Annotated in this window: 13 protein-coding genes and 1 pseudogene; 5 read left to right on the top strand and 9 right to left on the bottom strand. The window is 71.0% G+C overall.

Translation table 11 applies throughout. The features are described from left to right. Window positions 1–317, bottom strand: a pseudogene (locus L0H79_RS12815) (hypothetical protein); the annotation flags it as partial. A 453-nt stretch (window positions 318–770) separates the two neighbouring features. On the opposite strand from L0H79_RS12815, the gene L0H79_RS12820 reads away from it, so the two are divergent. Further along, the gene (locus tag L0H79_RS12820; protein ID WP_301485008.1) at window positions 771–902 is read left to right on the top strand and encodes a hypothetical protein; all 132 of its coding nucleotides are present in this window, start codon (window positions 771–773) and stop codon (window positions 900–902) included. Between the two features lie 1,104 nt (window positions 903–2,006). On the opposite strand, the gene L0H79_RS12825 is transcribed toward L0H79_RS12820, so the two are convergent. From L0H79_RS12825 to L0H79_RS12845, 5 genes are all read right to left on the bottom strand, one after another. After that, on the bottom strand, window positions 2,007–2,165 hold the full coding sequence (locus tag L0H79_RS12825) for a DUF6760 family protein (RefSeq protein WP_301485009.1): 159 nt from the start codon (window positions 2,163–2,165) through the stop codon (window positions 2,007–2,009). Continuing rightward, entirely contained in the window at window positions 2,162–2,620 is a 459-nt protein-coding gene (locus tag L0H79_RS12830; protein ID WP_301485010.1) for a hypothetical protein, read from the bottom strand. The genes L0H79_RS12825 and L0H79_RS12830 overlap by 4 nt, the downstream gene beginning before the upstream one ends. Next, on the bottom strand, window positions 2,620–3,066 hold the full coding sequence (locus L0H79_RS12835; RefSeq protein WP_301485011.1) for a phage tail protein: 447 nt from the start codon (window positions 3,064–3,066) through the stop codon (window positions 2,620–2,622). The genes L0H79_RS12830 and L0H79_RS12835 overlap by 1 nt, the downstream gene beginning before the upstream one ends. A gap of 32 nt (window positions 3,067–3,098) precedes the next feature. Next, window positions 3,099–4,688: a phage tail sheath subtilisin-like domain-containing protein gene (locus L0H79_RS12840; protein WP_301485012.1), complete on the bottom strand. Its 1,590-nt coding sequence runs from the start codon at window positions 4,686–4,688 to the stop codon at window positions 3,099–3,101. Window positions 4,689–4,888: 200 nt separating this feature from the next. Continuing rightward, the gene (locus L0H79_RS12845; protein ID WP_301485014.1) at window positions 4,889–5,614 is read right to left on the bottom strand and encodes a DUF4157 domain-containing protein; all 726 of its coding nucleotides are present in this window, start codon (window positions 5,612–5,614) and stop codon (window positions 4,889–4,891) included. Window positions 5,615–5,896: 282 nt separating this feature from the next. Here L0H79_RS12845 and L0H79_RS12850 point away from each other — a divergent pair, with 282 nt between their 5' ends. The 4 genes from L0H79_RS12850 (at window position 5,897) to L0H79_RS12865 (ending at window position 13,980) form a co-directional block, all read left to right on the top strand. After that, window positions 5,897–8,056 (top strand): ATP-binding protein, encoded by a 2,160-nt coding sequence (locus tag L0H79_RS12850; RefSeq protein ID WP_301485015.1) that lies wholly within the window; start codon window positions 5,897–5,899, stop codon window positions 8,054–8,056. Next, window positions 8,053–9,300: a hypothetical protein gene (locus L0H79_RS12855; protein ID WP_301485016.1), complete on the top strand. Its 1,248-nt coding sequence runs from the start codon at window positions 8,053–8,055 to the stop codon at window positions 9,298–9,300. Before L0H79_RS12850 ends, L0H79_RS12855 begins: the two co-directional genes overlap by 4 nt. Next, entirely contained in the window at window positions 9,297–9,968 is a 672-nt protein-coding gene (locus tag L0H79_RS12860) for a response regulator transcription factor (protein WP_301485017.1), read from the top strand. The genes L0H79_RS12855 and L0H79_RS12860 overlap by 4 nt, the downstream gene beginning before the upstream one ends. Before the next feature lie 169 nt (window positions 9,969–10,137). Continuing rightward, window positions 10,138–13,980 (top strand): hypothetical protein, encoded by a 3,843-nt coding sequence (locus L0H79_RS12865; RefSeq protein ID WP_301485018.1) that lies wholly within the window; start codon window positions 10,138–10,140, stop codon window positions 13,978–13,980. 134 nt (window positions 13,981–14,114) lie between these two features. Here L0H79_RS12865 and L0H79_RS12870 read toward each other — a convergent pair whose 3' ends face one another. The 3 genes from L0H79_RS12870 to L0H79_RS12880 all read right to left on the bottom strand — a co-directional run. Further along, window positions 14,115–16,166, bottom strand: coding sequence for an ATP-binding protein (locus tag L0H79_RS12870; protein ID WP_301485019.1), 2,052 nt, complete (start codon window positions 16,164–16,166; stop codon window positions 14,115–14,117). Further along, window positions 16,163–16,888: a DUF4255 domain-containing protein gene (locus tag L0H79_RS12875; RefSeq protein WP_301485020.1), complete on the bottom strand. Its 726-nt coding sequence runs from the start codon at window positions 16,886–16,888 to the stop codon at window positions 16,163–16,165. The genes L0H79_RS12870 and L0H79_RS12875 overlap by 4 nt, the downstream gene beginning before the upstream one ends. Before the next feature lie 3 nt (window positions 16,889–16,891). Then, window positions 16,892–17,623, bottom strand: a 732-nt coding sequence (locus tag L0H79_RS12880) for a hypothetical protein (protein ID WP_301485021.1), incomplete at its 5' end; no start/stop codon positions are given.

Here is a 17,623-nt window from a genome sequence, read left to right on the forward strand (position 1 = left end):
GCGCCGACCGACGGTGTGGGTTCCGGCGTTCGGTCGGCTGCCCGGGCGAGGGGCAGTGGCGTGCCGGTGGTCGCTGGGAGCGTGTCGTCGGGTGTGGTGGAGTCCAGCACTGGGACCTCCAGCAGCGGGCCGTCCGGCGACGGGGCATCCGGCGACGGGGCATCCAGCAGCGGGGCGTCGTCCTCGACCGTGGCGGCCTGTCCGGGTGGACCGGGCTCGGCCAGATCCGACCGTGCATCGGCGGCCGGTGGGTCCGCGGTGTTGTTCGTGGCGCGGGCATCCCTACCACCGCTGTCGTGGTCCGCGGGTCGCTGCACGACGGATCGCTGCAGGGCGGATCTCTGCGTCACAGGTCCCTGCGCACCGGCCTGTGTCGAGCCACCGGCCCCAGGGACAGGAATGCGCTCGGCGCCGGGGCTCCCGACGACCTGGCTGCTCGTGGTGGGTGTCGGCCGGCCTGTCGAGGCGACCGGCAGCCGTTCCGGGCGAGTGGCCGGCGGGGTCTCTGGGATCACGACCGGTGCCGGGTGACGTTGTACCGCCGGCTTTGCCGGCTCGCCGGACTGAGGTCGCGACCCCCGGGGGCGTGGGACGGTCGATGCCGGCCCAGGCCCAGGTAGCTTCGGCTCAGCCGCCGCGACCTCCTGCGCGGGGGGCGGGCTCTCGGTCGACCGCTGGACGGCGGCTGGCCCGGACGGCGGCAGGGGTGCCCCGAGGCCCAGCTGTCGACCTGGCGTAGGCCCGCTGGGGGGCGACGTCGGGTCTGGCTCTTGGCCTGCAGGACGCGACAGGACCGGCAGGTCCCCGCCACCACCACCGGCTGGTGGCGGGGGCTCGACCGGGCGGTTGCCGCTGCCGGTAGCTTCCTCGAGCGGACCGGGCAGGTCTACGACGGTGTGTGATGCAGCGATCGCGTCTCCTGCCCCGGAGGGCATTCCCGATACCGGTGGCTCGGCCACCGGTCCGTTCGGCTCGTCACCCAGCTCGGGTTCGGCCACCAGGTGGTTCGGTTCCTCCGCCGTCGCCGGCTCGGCCGGTTTACCTGCAGATGTCTCGATGTTCGGCTGCGCACCCCGAAGGTCCGTCGCATCATGTGAGGTCCTATGCGGAGCCCCGGCGAGCGGCAGCCTTGTATCGGCGGCGGGTCCGGGCACCGGCACCTGTCGCGGCGCCGGCTCGATCAGGTCGGGGCGGTCCTGTGTGCGTTGTACCGACGCCGTTCCTTGGGTAGGTGGCGCTGTCGGCGCGCCCTGGTCGGATCCGAGCTGCGGCGCTGTCGAGCCCGATTGGGGCTGCGTGGACGCTTCTGCCGCAACTGCTCCGGTCTGTGCGGGCCGGGGCGCCGGGAGCGGGCTGGTGGGCAGCGAAGCCTCGACAGGTCGAGGGGGTACGAGCGACAGCTCCGGGAGCCTTGCCAGATCCCCCTGCCCTGAAGCTGTCGCCGCCGGGCCCGGCCGATCGTCCTGGCCGGGCGGCATCTCAGTCGCAGGCACCTCGCGCCCGGGCGACTCGGGCCGAAGCACGGTGGTGAGCTGCCGTACGGGGTAGTGCCGTTCGGGGGCATCGACATAGCGGCTCAACGGGCGATGCACGTCGACGGCCCGTTGGAACGCAGCGGCCCGCTGGGCAGCGGGACGGCGGTGGGCGGCATCCGGGCGGCCTTGTCTGCGAGCGGGTCTCGCTGGTGCGGGACGCATCGTCAGGTCCGGGGGCGCGGGCAGCCGCTCTGTGGTCGGGGGGCCGACCGCGAGAGCATCTGGACGCAATGGCGACGCGGAGATCTCGTGGTGCATCTGACCCATGGCGGCGGGCGACTGCCAGGACGCGAGCGTCCACGGGAAGTCCTCTCCCCCGGCGGTCGGGGTGATCTCACCGGTCAGACGCTGCAACGGCGGCAGGCTCGCCCATCCCGCCGGCGACACGGAGAGCCGCCCAGCCGGTGGAGGCTGCGGTGCCGCCTCAGCGTTCTCTGACCCGCCACGGCGAGTCCACGGCCAGCGCATCGGTCACCGACCCTCCGCCATTCGCGTGTTGATGTCGGCGATCTCCTTGACGTATCGCCGACGCAGCGGATGCTCGAGGTCGAGAATCTCGTCCAGTGCCCAATGGAAGTGGTAGGCGACGTACGCAACCTCTTCGTGGAGCCGGTCGGCTGCGTACGTCACGATTCCCCCAGGCGCCCACCCGACAGGTCGACCGCGAACCGGTGGGAGCACTCGGGACAGGTCACGGCAGCGCGGGTGTGGCCCTCCGTGTTGACCCGGCGGTAGAAGTCCTGCAGGAACGCCACGTCACTGGCGAACATGTTCTCGATGACGTTGGACGTGATCGAGGGCAGCGTGCCCAGGGAGGTGATGACCCGCGCGAGCAGGACGACGGTGGTGAAAGCCGGGTTCTCCATGACACGAGCATCATAGAGCGGCAGCAGCTCATCACGGGCCGTCGCGAGACGCATCGTCCCGGCCCGGTGCACCTCCCCGTCGCCGTCCACGTAGCCGCGGGGCAGCTCGAACTCGAACTCGGTGCGCAGCACGGGGCGCTCGGGGGTGAACGGCGCTGGACGATCCAGGTCGAGCGTGTCGACCGGGGCAGCCAGCCCGTTCGCCCGCGAGCGCTGCATCACGCCACCGTCGACGTGTCGAACGACATGGTGAACTTCTCGGTGGCTGTCTCCGAGGCACCGGCCTTGAGGGTGCTGACCTCGATGCTGCTGACCCAGACATCCGTGAAGTTGTAGGTCTTGAGCGTCGTGCCCTTGTAGTCGGTGATCTCGACCGACGCGGTCTTGCGCGAGCCCGCGACATCACCCTCCATCACCTTCTTGAGCCAGTCGCTGATCGTTTTGCTGTCGGTGAGTCCGCGGGTGACGGACAACTCGCCGGCCTTCGGCCGTCCGACGAGGTTGCGAATCAAGTATTTGCCATCCTTCGTCTGCTGCTTCATCTCGATCTTCTCAACCTCTTGCTTGAGGCCGCTGACCTCGATGATCTTGGGCACCTCGATCCCGTCGAGGATGAACTTGAAGCCATGGGCCGCCGCTGAGTCGAGCGGGTCTGCGAGTGGCATGAGATGGCGCTCCTATCTGTGTGTGGGTCGGGTCACTCGTTGACGAGACTGACGCCGCCGGAGAACTGCGACAGCTGGAAGATGACGAACTCAGCCGGTTTGACCGGCGCGATACCGACCTGGCAGACGACCTGTCCGGCATCGATGCCCTCGGCCGGGTTGGTCTCCGAGTCGCACTTGACGAAGTAGGCCTCGTCCGCGGTCATTCCAAACAGAGCACCCTTGCGCCACTCGTTGACGAGAAAGGCGCTGATGGTGCGGCGGATCCGAGCCCAGAGGGCCGGGTCGTTCGGCTCGAAGACGGTCCACTGGGTACCGATGAGGATCGACTCCTCGAGATAGTTGAACAGCCGTCGGACGTTGAGGTATCGCCAAGCCGGGTCGCTCGACAGCGTCCTGGCCCCCCACACCCGCACCCCGCGTCCGGGGAAGCTGCGGATGCAGTTGATCCCGACCGGATTGAGCAGGTCGTGCTCGGCCTTGGTGATCCGGGTCTGCAGCGTGATGGCGCCCCGGACGATCTCGTTGGCGGGGGCCTTGTGCACGCCGCGCTCGTCGTCGTTGCGAGCCCAGATCCCGGCTACGTGCCCGCTCGGCGGGACGAACTTCGCCGTGCCGGTCGCGGGGTCGAACACCTTCGGGTACGGCCAGTAGAGCGCCGCGAACTTCGAGTCGTAGCCGGCCTCGTCGACGCGCCACGCCTTGATCTGCTGGGCGTTCAGACCCGGGGGCGGGTCGAGGATGGCGATCCGGTCGCCCATGAGCTCACAGTGCGCGATCATCGCCAGCTGAACCGCCTTGAAGCCCTCGGCGTCGATGGCGCCGGCCTCGTAGGCGGCGATCAGGTCGGGGACCGCGACCATCGTCACCTCGTCGACAGCCTCGAGCCCGCCGAATCCGGTGCGCTGCGCGACGTCGCCGACGTAGTCGTCCGGGGTGAGCGCGCCGTCGGACGGTGGGGCCGGGGTGGCCGCCGGCTTGGTCTGCCTCGCCAGCTCGACGGCACCCGCCTTGGGGGGTGTCGTCTGCGCGGAACCCGAGACCTCGATCGAGATGGTCTTGGACTTGGCGTTGACCTTCGTCGCGACGTTGCTGTCGCCCGCGCCCATGGTGACGTTGTCGTAGGTCTCCGTCACCTTGCCGTCGATGCTGACGACGAGCTTGAACTGGTCGGTGGGAGGGTTCTCCCCGCCGGCGGACGCGATCTCGACGGTGACCTGCTTGCCCGCTGCCGCACCGATCGCGTTGACCGTCAGGCCCCCGATGACGGCCTGGGGTGGCCCGTCCGCTGCGGCGGGGGCCGGGCTCGCTGCGGCCTTGCCGTTGGTCGGTGCGGCAGCGGACCCGTTCGGGGCGACACCGCCACCGATGCGGACGATGAAGCAGTTGCTCCCGCCGTTCTGCATGTAGCCGTAGACGGCGTGCGCCAGATAGCTGCCTGGTTGGAAGTCGCCGAATGTCTCGGCGAACTGGGTCCAGTTCGAGACGAGGGTCGGCTCGTGCAGTGGGCCCTTCTCGGCAAGCCCGACGAACGCGGCGACGGCTGTCCCGACTCCCTCGATGGGTCGCGACCCCGCCTCGACCTCCTCGACGTAGACACCGGGCGACAGATAGTTGGGCATGTCCGCTCCTCGCGTGGTCGGTGGGTTGTCTCAAGCGTCAGTCAGGGCGAGCCGGCCCGGCACGTCCGTCGGCACGTCCGGTCGGGTAGGCCCGGCTGCCCCTTGGGGCAGCCGGCCGGCCTGCCCCACCCAGACGGGGACCACGCGAGCGTGGCCGATCGCCTGGAGCACGCCCGATATCCGGCAGCAGCGCCGCGGCGTCACGATGATGCCTCCTCCTCCGGGGCTTCCTCCTCCTCACGCTGAAGGAAGGCTCCCTGCACTGACTCGTCCTCGTCCGCCTCACGCTGGGCGGTGGCCATACCCGTGGACGCGATGACCTCGGATGCGACCGAACGTTGTGCTCCCACAGCCGGTGCAGGTGACGACATCACCCGGTCGGCGGTCGCCGCAGCCTCCCTCTCGAATCGGTCGGACGGGTCGCTGACCCGGACGCCACCCTCGACCGGCGTCCCGTCGACCGGTCCGGACCGCTGCTGGATGACGTGGGTCAGCTCGTGCGCGAGCATCGTGCGTCCCGTGGAGGACTGGGTGTCATACGCTCCGCGTTGGAAGACGATGTCTTGCCCGACGGTGTACGCGTGGGCGCCGACGGCTTGGGCCGACTCATGTGCGCGAGCGCCGGTGTGGATCCGTACGTCGCCGAAGTCCGCCCCCAGTCGGCCCTCCATGTCGGCCCGGGTGTCCCCATCCAGGCTCTGGCCGGAGCCCCCGGCGATCAGCTCGTGCACGCCCGCGCCGGTCAGACGCTGCAGGCCTGCATTGCCCACGGCTTGCTGCAGGCCGATCATCCCCTTGGCGCCCACGACGTCAGCACGCCCTGCCACGGCAGCACGCACGAGGTGCTCGTCCGGCTGCTGCGCTCGAGGTGATGCGGTAGGACGCAGCGCGCCCGGGACATCTCGGTCCTGGTCATGTGTACGCATGGTGGCCTCCTGTCGACACGTCACTTCCACGGTCGCTCACCTGCTGGGTGCCCGTCGCGGACGATCAGGCGTCCGAACGGGCAACCCCGCTGCCCATTCGGACCGAATCGACAAGTCAGGTGGCACAGACCTGGCTCGAGACGGGGGCCCGCTGCGTCCGCGGCGGCAAGGCCATGACCGCCACGCTGCACCAGAGCCTCATCGCCGCGGCGGCACTGAGGGCGCCGGGTACTGGCTGACGACAGGGTGCATCCGTCCTATCGTGAAATTGCCGTCAACCACATGGAGATGCCCGTGGACATGTCTCGTGTCGACCGCTGGGTCGTGAGGGTCCTGTTCGGGCTCTACCTGGCCGGGCTGCTGGCCTGGTTGCTGCTGGGCCTGGTACCGGTGCACGTCGCCAACCCTGACATGGCGCATGAGGCGCTGGACCGCACGACCGGTCTCGAGACCGCAGTCCAGTATGTGTTCAGCGCTCTCAACCTGGCCCTCGGCGTGCTGCTGTTCCTCCGGCGACCCGACCAGCTCGTACCCCGGCTGCTGGCCTTCGCGCTGCTGGGCACCGCGGCAACGTTCAACCTCCCGAGCCACCGGGTGTTCCATCTGATCGGCTCACCGTGGCCGATCGCGATGTTGCACTTCACCTTCCACATCGTCTCGGGGGTGGCGTACGTGTGGGCCGTGATGCTGTTCCCCGATGGGAGGCTCCCGAACCGGGTCCGGTTGTCAGCCCCGGTCCTTCGGATCGTCGCCCTGGTCACCACCGCGGGCGTGGCCGTCGTCTGCTGGCACGGCAGCTTCGTGAACCACCCCCAGTTCTTCCTGGCGTTCTTCGGGATCGCCGTGTCGCTGGTCGGCGGCGGCGCTCAGCTGCTCCGGATCCTCGACCCGGCCACGACACCGCGCGAGAGGGCCACCGCACGGCTGCTCTGCGCCGGTCTGCTGCCGGCCCTCGCAGTTGCCCTGCTATGGCTCGGCGCTTGGGCTGCCGGAGAGCTCACCGGCTCCGGCGTGCAGGCTGCTGCGATCCAGGCGTCCATCGAGCGGCTGTTCCCGGCGGTCTTCGCCATCGTCCCGGTGGTGCTGTTCGCCGGGGTGGTGCGCTACCGGCTCTGGGACATCGACCGGCTCCTGAGCCGGATCCTGGTCTACGGACTGCTGGCCCTGCTGCTCGGCGCAGCCTATGTGTTCGCCGTCGCCGTGGGTGGGCACCTGGCGGGGGGCGGGCTGTGGTTGACGACCCTGACGTTGTCGGCGGTGGCGGTGCTGGTCGAGCCGCTGCGGGTGGTGGGCCGCCGGTGGGCCAACCGGGTGGTGTTCGGTCAGGTGCTCAGCCCGACGGAGGCGATCCGCGCCCTGGTCGGTTCGTTGGAGCACCTGAGCCCCGCGAAGGAGCTGGAGCACATCGTCGCGGTGTTCGTGGCCGCGACCCGGGCCATGTCTGCGGGCTTGTGGCTGGTCGAGGAGGACCGCCTGGTGCTGGCCGCATCGGCGCCCGAGGACGCAGCACCCGACGAGGTCCTGCTCACCGGCGCTGACCGTTCGACGGCCGCTCTCACGGCGGCGGTGCACGCCCGACGAGGCTGGCCGATCCGGCACCACGGCGAGCTGCTCGGGTTGTTGGCGGTGCGCCTGCCGGCAGGTGAGCGGTTCTCGCCCGCGGACGAGAACATCGGCTCGGACATCGCCGCCCAGGCGGGCCTGCTGGTGCACAACGCGACACTGACCGTCACGCTGGCTCGCCAGGTCGAGGCGCTTGCGGCGAGGGCCGCCGAGCTGGCCGTCTTGCGGCGGCGGCTGGTAGCGGCCCAGGACGCCGAGCGACGCATCCTGGAGCGCGCCCTGCACGACGGCGCCCAGCAGGCCCTCGTCGCCGCCATCATCGCGGCCCGGGCCGGCGGCGAGACGGGCACGGTGCCACCGCAGGGACGTGACGAGCTGCGCCAGCTGCTGCGGATCGCAGCACGCGATATCGACGAGCTCAGCGGCGACGGCCGGCCCACCGTGCTGCGCCGGCTGGGCCTGTCCGGGGGGCTGCAGGACGCCGCCCGGCTGGCTCGACGCAGCGGGTTGGGAGTGCAGGTGGTCATCGACCCACAGCTCGGGGCAGGCCCCGACCCGCTGCCCACCGAGGTCGAGACCGCGGTCTACTTCGCTTGCCTCGAAGGACTGCAGAACGTGTCGAAGTATGCCGCCGCCACGACCGTGACCGTCCGGGTGCGGTCCCTGGAGGGTCAGGTGTGCTTCTCGGTGGCTGACGACGGTACGGGCTTGGCGCCGGTGTCCCGGGGCGATGGCGGGGGGGTCGCAGATCTGGTGCGCCGTTTCTCCGCGCTCGGCGGCTGGGTCAGGGTGACATCCCGGGCCCAGGGCGGGACCGAGCTGCTCGGTGCACTGCCGATCCCGCTGCCGATCCCGCGTCCAGCCGGAGTGGGCCCATGACAGCCCTCGCGAGGCGTCGGGTTGCGCTGCGGCTGGCCGCCGGCCGGGCCGTCGCCCGCTTCGTCGTAGCGGCCGTGGTCTATGGCCTTGCGGCCGGAGCCTACCGTGCCGTGTCGGGAAGTACCGGACAGCCACCGTTTGCCGGGGTGGTCGGCGTCACCGTCGTCGTGGCTGCGCTGCTGTGGCTGCTGTGCGACCGGATCGACCGGCTCGCGGCACGGCTGCTGCTCGGTGAGCAGGCCGACGGCTATGAGGTGATGCGTGTGCTGACCCGGCAGCTCGCCGGCACCCTGCCCGTCGATGAGGTGGCGCCGCGGGTGGCCGAGGCCGCCTCCCATACCACCCGGCAGTCCCGGGCCGAGGTCCGGCTCTGGCTGGCCGACGGGCAGCGCTGGTCACGGTCCTGGCCGCCCGCCACCGCGACCGTCGGGCACGGCACGACCGTCCAGGTGCGACACACCGGATCGAGCGTCGGCGAGATAGCGGTCGAGGACGGCGCGGAGCCCGAGGGTCTCTCGCCGCGGGACCGTCGCCTGCTCGAGGACCTCGCGCGTCCGGCCGGGCCCGCCTTGTCCACAGTCCGGCTCACCGTCGACCTGCGTCGGCGAAAGGCCGATCTGGAACGGCTCACCGCCGCGCTGGAGGCATCCCGGCAGCGGCTGCTGCGAGCACGGATCCTGGAACAGCACCGGATGCACGCCGAGGTGGCGGCCCGGGTCAGCCCGCACATCGCCACTGCGCTTGCGGCGCTGGGCGAGGGCCGGCAGGCCCGCTTGAACACGGGGGCCTTCGAGACCGCCGGGCTTGCCGCCGGCCAGGCACTGGACGAGCTGCGCAGCATCGCCAGGGGTGTCTTCCCGCCGACCCTGTTCGAGGTCGGCCTGGCCGCGTCGTTGGAGTCCTGGCTGATCCGGGCGCACGTCGACGCCGAGCTCGAGGTGCCCGACGAGCTGCCGGCGCTGCATGCGTGCCAGGACCTGGAGGCCTGCCTGTACTTCTGCACAGTCACCTCCCTGGCCCAGCTGGCCGGCCGCGGCGCCAGCCGGATCAAGGTCGCCGTGACCGACCAGCCGGGGCCGAGGCTGCGGATCGAGGCAGGCCTTCTCGAGGCGGCCGCTCCGGAGGTCGTCGAGGCGATGAGGGACCGCATCGAGGCCTTCAGCGGCACCGTCCTCAGCGTGGTGAGCACAGGCCGGCTCACCCTGACCGCAGAGGTCCCGGTCGCGGCCGGCGGTCCGTCGTGACCCCGGTCCGGCTGGTCTTCGCCGAGGACAACTTCCTCGTCCGGGAGGGTGTCCGGCGGCTGCTGGCGGCATCCGAGGCCCTGCAGGTAGTGGCGGTCTGCGACGGCCTGGACCAGGCCCTAAAGGCGATCGCGGAGCACGTCCCCGACGTCGTGCTCACCGACATCCGGATGCCGCCGACGCACAGCGACGAGGGGATCCGCATCGCGGAGGAGTGTCGTCGCACCTATCCCACGATGGGCGTGCTGCTGCTGAGCCAGTACGCCGAGGCGGGCTACGTCAAGGTCCTGCTCCGGCACGGGACCGACCGACGCGGCTACCTGCTCAAGGAGCGAGTGGCCTCGATCGGCGAGCTGACCTCTGCGATCGAGGCGGTCGCGAGTGGTGGCACCGCCATCGACCCGAGAGTCGTGGAGGCGCTCGTGCAGGTACGCGCCCGCGCCGGCGACGCCAAGCTGGACCGGCTGACCCCACGCGAGCGCGAGGTGCTCGCCGGTATCGCCCAGGGACACACCAACGCCGGCGTGGCCGCCGAGCTGTTCCTGAGCCAGCACGCCGTCGAGAAGCACATCAACTCGATCTTCGGCAAGCTTGGCCTCACCGGCGACACCCGACACCACCCCCGGGTCCGGGCAGCACTGATGTTCCTCGCCGAGGACCGGCACTGAGCCGCTCCCCGCCGCGAGCCGCGCTCGCGGGCCCCCAACCTGCGTGGGGGTGCCAGCACCCCCACGGCAAGACGCGTGCCGACACCATCGGATCGCGGGTCGCATCCACCGATCGTGGTTGATACGAGCCCAAGCCATTCCGGGCGGGGCGCAACCTGAAGGAACCACCATGACCACCACCATCGCCCGCGCCGCAACGATGCCCGGGACGACCGAGAGCACCGACCCCTCCCCGGTCGCGCCGGGCACGACGTACACGCTGCCGGGCATCTCCTGGCTCTCCCTGCAGGTCAAGGACGACGAGGGCACCCTGACCGTGGGCCCGTGCACCGTCGCCGTCCACCTCAGCGCGCCGGCTGAGGGCACGCTCGCCCGCGTCGAGGCGGACCTGAGCCAGGTCACCCTCGGCGCCCTGTCCGCTGCCGCGAAAGCGGCCGGGGCAGCCGACCCGCTCGCGCTACTGCCACGCGCCCTGGCCCAAGCCGTCTCGTCCGTCGCGGTCGCAAGCGCCGGCGCCAGCTTCGACCTGGCCGCCCGCACGCTCGTCGGGTTCGACCTCACGGTCACCGCCGTGCCGTCCTGGCCGCTGGTACCCGGACACGTCGTGCTCGACGACCTCGCGGTGACCCTCGCGGCCAGCCGCAGCGCCGACGCGAGCACGTTCGAGGTCACCGCAAGCGCCACCCTGGCCGGCACCGCGGTCAGCCTCACCGTCACCCACGACGAGCCCGGGACCTACGGCGTCTCACTGTCCACCGTGGGCGAGAGGCGGCTCGGCGCGGCGACCGTCGCGGCGTTCGTCGGGGACGACCTGTCCTCCCACCTCCCGTCACAGCTGTCCGGCCTGGGCGACGCCGGGCTGGCCGACGCCGCGGTGGTCCTGAGCGCCGACGGCCTCGACTCGATCGCGGTCACCCTGTCCACCGGCAGCCCCATCCCGCTTCCCGACCCGCTCGCCGTCACCGTGCAGGACATCTCGGTCCACGTCGCCGTCCAGCACCCCACGGACCCGGCAGCCCGCACCGTCGATGTCAGCATCGGGGGCACCGCCACCTTCGCCGGGGCGGCGGTGGTCGTCAAGATCGAGCGGGACCCGGCCGCGACCGGCGCCGCCGCCTGGTCGCTGCACGCCGGCCTCGCGCCCGGGGCGAGCCTGACCGTGCCAGCCGTGGCCACCGCATACGGCCTGAGCGTGCCGAACGACCTGCCCGAGCTCGCCCTGACCGACTGCGCCCTGGACGCCACCCTGGACGGCTCCACGGTCACCTTCAGCGCCGCCTCGCCCACCGAGTGGACGGTGCCGGTGGGCCCGGACGGCATCGGCATCGGCCAGATCCACGTGACGTTCGACCGCCGACCCGGCCACCGAGCCGGGGCCGGGAGCACCACCACCGGATCGGTCACCGGGGTGATCCACCTGGCCGGGATCGTCATCCCGGTCACGTATGCCGTGCCGGGTGGGCTGAGCCTGCACGCGAGCATCGCGACGGTCGCACCGTTCGCGCTGATCCAGGACGTGGTCGGCGCCGCGACCCTCGCGGCCCTGACGCTACCGCCGGAGCTGACCGCGCTGACCATGACCGACGTCGTGCTGGCGATCGACGCCGAGCACGCCGAGCTGTCCTTCGCAGCCACCGGGCCCGGCTTCAAACGCGTCCAGGCCGTCGTGCGCAAGAGCACCACCTGGGGCTTCGCCGTCGGCATCGAGCTCGATGACGACTACCGCTTCTCCTCGCTGTCTCCGGCGCTGGCCGGGCTGGACACGGTGCACCTGCCGGACGCACTGATCATCATCGCGTCGTTCGACGACACCACCTTCACCTTCGACGAGCTGCAACCCGACGCCGGCAAAGGAGTCGGCAAGGGCGCCGTCATCGACGGCCGGCTCGACCTGTCCGGCCTGGGCGCCGACAAGTTCCTCGGCGAGGCCCACCTGGACGTCAAGGCCGAGGTCGGCCCATCACTGGCCGACCTGCAGCTCGAGGCCGCAGTCGGCGACATCACCATCACCGACGGGGTCGTGCTCAAGGACGCCGAGCTCGCGGTGCACCCGGACCCGCAGAACGTCTCCGTCTCGGTGTCCGGTGCGGTCGATGTCACCATCGACGCCAGCCCGCTGCAGTTCGTCGGCGGGGTGAGCGTCGTGCCCAACGGCATCTCCTTCTTCGCCACGATGAAGGGCACCTGGCAGGACCCCTTCGGTGCCAAGGGAATCGCCCTGGGCAACGTCTCGCTGCAGATCGGATCCGACTTCGAGGGCGTCCCCTCGATCGGTATCGCCGGTGGCCTGACCATCGGCGCTTTCCAGGGCACCGCGGCGGTCTCCTTCAACTCGGCGCTGCCGACCCAGAGCGTGCTCATCGTGGCGTTCAACCACCTGTCCCTGATGGACGTGCTCGACACGTTCACCCTGGCCCAGGTCAGGGCCGGTATCCCGGCCGACGTCACCGGCACCCTCACCGGCATCTCCCTGGAGGACGTCGACCTGTACGTCGTGCCGCAGGACACCACGATCGGCGCCCTCAGCTACAAGCAGGGCCTGCGGGTTGGTGGCAAGCTGCACGTCGCCGGGCTCACCGCCCAGGCCGACGTGGAGATCGACCAGCAGGACGGGATCAAGGCCAGCGGCTCCCTCAGCCCGGTCGTCATCGGTGACGTGTTCTCCCTCACCGGGACCGACCAGACAAAAGGCCCGGACCTGGACCTCGAGATCACCACCTCCGCGGTGCCGAAGGTCAACCTCGACGGCTGGGTCAGCCTGCTCGGCCTCACCGCCGGTGCCTCGGTGTCACTGATGGACTCCGGCTTCGACTTCACCTGCGAGGGCAACGTGTTCGGGCTCTTCACCGCCAAGGTGAGCGCCAACGGCGGCAACCTGCAGTCCGGACCCGGCTTCATGGTCCACGCGGACCTGCAGCAGGACTTCCGGTCCGATCTGGCCCGTCGCGCGGCGGCGGTCCTTCAGCAGGCCGGAGCGGACGCCCAGGCCCAGATCGCGGCCGCCCAGCACGATGTCGACACAGCCCAGGCGGAGGTCAAGCGGTTCACCGCCTCGGTGCAGTCGGCCGAGGCCGACCTGACCGCCGAGCAGGCCGACGCGCAGGCGAAGATCCAAGCGCTGTCGGCCAAGGTGAGCCAGGCCCAGCAGGCCCTGGGCGCGATCGACGCCCAGACCACCGCGACCCGGGCCCGGATCCAGGCCGAGCGCGACGCCGCAGCCACCCACCTGCGTGACCTGCAGCGACAGCTGGCCGCGGCACAGGGCCCGGTCAGCTCGCTCAACGCCCAGATCGACAGCGCCCAGTCCCAGATCAACCAGCTCAACAGCGACATCGCCTGGTGGCACAACTGGTACAACAACCTCGCCTGGTACGACAAGACATGGGGCTGGACCAAGCTCGGAGCCGAGGTCGGCTGGCGGGGCGCCCAGGTCGTCGCGCTCGAGGCATCGATCCAAGGACTGCGCGGCTCCCTCGTCGCCGCCAACGCTGCCTTGCAGGCCGCCCAGCACGCGGTCGACACGGCGCTCGCCGCCCAGGCGACCTACCCGATCGACCAGGACCCGCGGCTGGTCGCCCTGCGAAGCAGCCGGACGGCTGCCCAGCTGGCACTGCAAGGAGCCCAGAACGCGCTCAACACCGCCAAGCAGGCAGCCGCGGCCGCGTACTCGGCGGCCAGCGCGGCGCTGGCCGGGGTCCAGCAACAGCTGAGCACCGCCACCGCTGCGCTGCAGACCGCCGACACGGCACTGACACACCTGAACCAGACCGTCGGTGACGTCGCCGCCGTCAGCGCCTACATCGCCGCCCACGGTCTGCCCAATCTGATCGAGGTGCGATCGGCCTCGTTCACCGGGACCCTGCAGGCGACCTCCGGTGGCTCGGTCACCCTGGACGTCGACCTCGTCTTCCAAGGAAAGCAGGAGCGGGCGCACCTGGCCTACGACTTCCACGACCTCACGACCGGTGCCAAGAACCTGGCCGAACAGGTGCTTCCCACCCTGCCCAGCTGACCCTCACCAGGTGGGCCAAAGGCGCCCCGGACGACCGGTCCCGCTCACGGGGCCTTGGATCGTCCGGGGCGCCCTACCTGTCCAGAGCCGATGCCTCGAGAAGCGGATCTCGGGTCTCGGATCGCGGGCGAGCCTCAGGCGAGCAACGAATGGTAGGCGCCGAACTCGTGCGCGAGACAGAGCCGCCCGAGCTTGCGGTACTCGCGTTGCACCGCTTGGACCACCTGGCCCATCGAGACGATCCCGTCGGCGTCCGCGGCGAGATACGCGGCCGTCACGGCCGCGGAACGGATGGCCCCTCCGGACAGCTCGAACGCCGATGCGCAGAACTCGAGATCCAGTGGCTCGGCCGTCGGCACCGACGCGAGGCAGGACCGCCACAGCTCGAGGCGACGCGCGGCGTCCGGTAGGGGAAAGTCCACGATGACGTCGAGGCGTCTCGTGAAAGCCTCGTCGATGTTGGCTCGTAGGTTCGTGGCCAGGATGACGAGACCGTCGAAACTCTCCATCCGCTGGAGCAGGTAGGCGCTCTCGACGTTGGCATAGCGGTCGTGAGCGTCCTTGACCTCGGAACGCTTGCCGAACACCGCATCGGCCTCGTCGAAGAAGAGTATGCCGTTGACACCGGCCGCCGCGGTGAAGATGCGGTCGAGGTTCTTCTCAGTCTCCCCGATGTACTTGTCCACCAACGTGGAGAGGTCCACGACATACAGGTCGAGGCCGAGCTCCCCGGCCAGGACCTCCGCGGACATCGTCTTGCCGGTTCCCGAGTCACCGGCGAACAGGGCTGCCACCCCCATGCCCCGCCCCCCTCCGGGGCGCATCGACCACTCGCTCAGCACTCGTTCGCGATGGCGTCCGCGTGCGGCGAGCTCGACAAGCGAGGACCGGGTGGCCGGGGGGAGGACCAGGTCGTCCCAGCCGACCTGCGGTTCGACCCGGCGTGAGAGTCGCTGCAGGGCGCTCGCGTTCTCGGCCCGAGCCCCGATGCGCAGGTGCTCGGCGGTGACGACATTGTCGGTGGACAGCAGTGACTGTTGGCGCGCGGTGCAGGCGGCCCGAGGGACCTGTCCGGGCCGCAGCAGGAACTGGGTCGACTCGGCACCCGGGTCGAACCCCAGCGGCAGGTCGGCCAGCGCCTCTCGCCAGAGCCTGCCGCGCTCCGCGGCTGTGCTCGGTCTGACGTCCAGCAGCAACGGCGGGTCCACGGTCCACGCGGGGTCCCACGGGCCGGCCCCGACGAGCAGGAGCGGCAACGGGTCGATGCGCAGGCTCTGCAGCAGGCCGGTGGCGCAGACCGTCTCGGCCTGGAGTGCGACCAGACCGCACGAGCGCAGCCGGGCTTCCCGGGTCGCGATCCGGGCGCAGGTCGACGGGTCGGGATGACGCCCGACCCGATCGAGGTCGACGACGAGACACTCGAGCCCGCTGCGCCGCAGCGCGTCGTGAGCCACGAGCAGTCCCGAGCCCGTGGGGGGTTCGCGCAGATAGCAGAAGCGGATGCCCGAGTCGAGCGCGCGGGCAAGGTCGGACCCGTCACCCCATACCGCGGTGGGGGTCGCGACCACGACGTCAGCCAGGGCGGGGTCGATCTCGTCACTCCCGAGCAGATGGGCGACCACGCGGTCGGGGACCCTGATCGCCCGGCCGGGGAACGGCCGGTCGGGGTCCTCGACGACGAGCAGGTCGCGCCGGACGAGCGGACCCGTCGTCAGCCTTTCCCGCCCCACCACCGACGTCAGTGGGTGTCCGCAGAGCTCCAGCGCCACCCCGGCCGACGGACGCCGGCGTGTGACGTCGTCGTTGAGGTAGCCGAACAGCTTCTCGAAGCGCGAGTCGAGGTCGCAGGTCAGCGCCACGAGGAGGAGGCCGACGTCGAGCTCGGACAGGCCGCACGTCCGGGCGAGCCGGTCCAGCCGGCTCGTCCCGTCAGGTGCGGGCTCACCGTGCGGGCTGTGCAGCGGCCCGAGCAACGGATCCTGCTCCCGGCTCCAGGGCGGAGGGGACGGCGGAGCGTCCAGGACCCGGTCGACGGACTCGTCACTGAGGTAGAGGCCCCGGAAGGGGTCGTCCGGTTGCGGGTCCACGGCGCGGCGGGCGTCCACGAGCATCCGGATCCGCTGTTCCACGAAGGACATCCGGGCCAGGAGGGTGGCAGGTCCGGTCGTACCGGTCGTGGCCGTCATGACCGGCGTCGCCTGCGTGCGCGCGGAACCGGCGCGGCCGGCGCATCCGGACCCCGCTGCGGCGAACGGTCCCCTTCCAGGCCGGCCCTGGCCGGACGAGCCGGCTCGCCCGGGGTGTGCCGGTAGCGGTCGAGGTCCTCGGCGCCGGTGTGCACGTCCCCGAGATCGAGACGCGGGGTCTCGAGAACGGGCGGACCAGCCGGAGCGGCCCGGCCGACGTCGATGGGTGCGCTGATGACGAGGTCGAGCGACGGCTTGAGCTCCCCGCCCAGCGCCGACCAGACGTCGGCGAAGGCACGGTCCTCCGGGGGAGGAAGGCCGACGGTCAGCGGGACGGGCAGCGTGGAGTCGGCGAGCTCACCGCCGAGGAGCTCACCGGGGATGGCGTCGTATCGCAGGAACGAGCGCAGCAGGTCCGCCAGGAGGCGGTGCTCGTCCTCGGGGCGCTGGGTCCACGCCGTGACGAGATAGGACAGCTTGTAGTAGCGCGGCACCGACCGGCGAGCCTCGATCCGCCCCTCTCCGTTGCGGGTCGCGACCCAACCGGCGGCCCGCCGGCGCAGGTCCTCACGGATGTCGTAGAGATAGATGTCGACCGTGGGTGCGTTGCGTCGTGCCGCCCAGTCCTTGGTCGGTGCGTCGAAGACGACCTCGACCCCGGAGCTGTCGATGGCCTCGGCGCGGACCAGTGACCTGACGGCGTCGTCGATGTCGGCGATCACGGCTCACCTCCTGTTCACGAAGTCGGCTGGTGGGTCGACCGTCCCGGGCGCGACGAGGACGGCTGCCTGGACCGGGGCGAAGCTGCCATCGTCGACGGCGGTGGCTACCAGGTCCCGGGACCCGAGCACGTCGCGGGGCAGGATGAGGATCTGGGTCGGCGTCAGGGTGCCGTCGCCACGCACGGCCACCGGTGTGGGTCGGGTACTGATCCCGCGGGACCAGGCCAGGGTGACAGCCTCGCCCGGCGGGAAGTCGTGTCCTACGGCCATGGTCACGACGCCGGGTTCGACGACGGGTTGCAGCACGCGGATGACCGGTTGCCGCACCACCAGGTCCACGGTGGCGACGTTGTCGGCCGGGGCCGTGTCGGTGACTGCTGTCGACACGCGGGCGGTGACCTGCTCGGTTCCTGCTGCTGCGAACTGGAAGACCTGGGTGACCGTGCGTGACTTTCCGGCCCCGAGCGGTCCGAGCTTGCAGGCGGTCCCGGTGAAGCATGGCTGCGGCGAGCCGACGGTCACCAGCCCGGCCGAGCCGGTCGCGGCCGAGCCGGTGGGGGCCGGGCCTGTCGGGGTGGGCGTGACCGGCAGCACCACGGTGAGCTGCACCTCGTCCACGGACTCGGCCGAACGGTTCGTCACGGTTACCGTGGCGGCGCCGCTGCCGCCCACGTAGCCGGGGTTTCGGCTCAGTGCAAGAGACACCGACACGTCGGTCGTGGATGGGCCCGTCGT

Origin of the sequence: Intrasporangium sp. (assembly GCF_030452765.1) — a bacterium.
Classification (GTDB): domain Bacteria; phylum Actinomycetota; class Actinomycetes; order Actinomycetales; family Dermatophilaceae; genus Intrasporangium_A.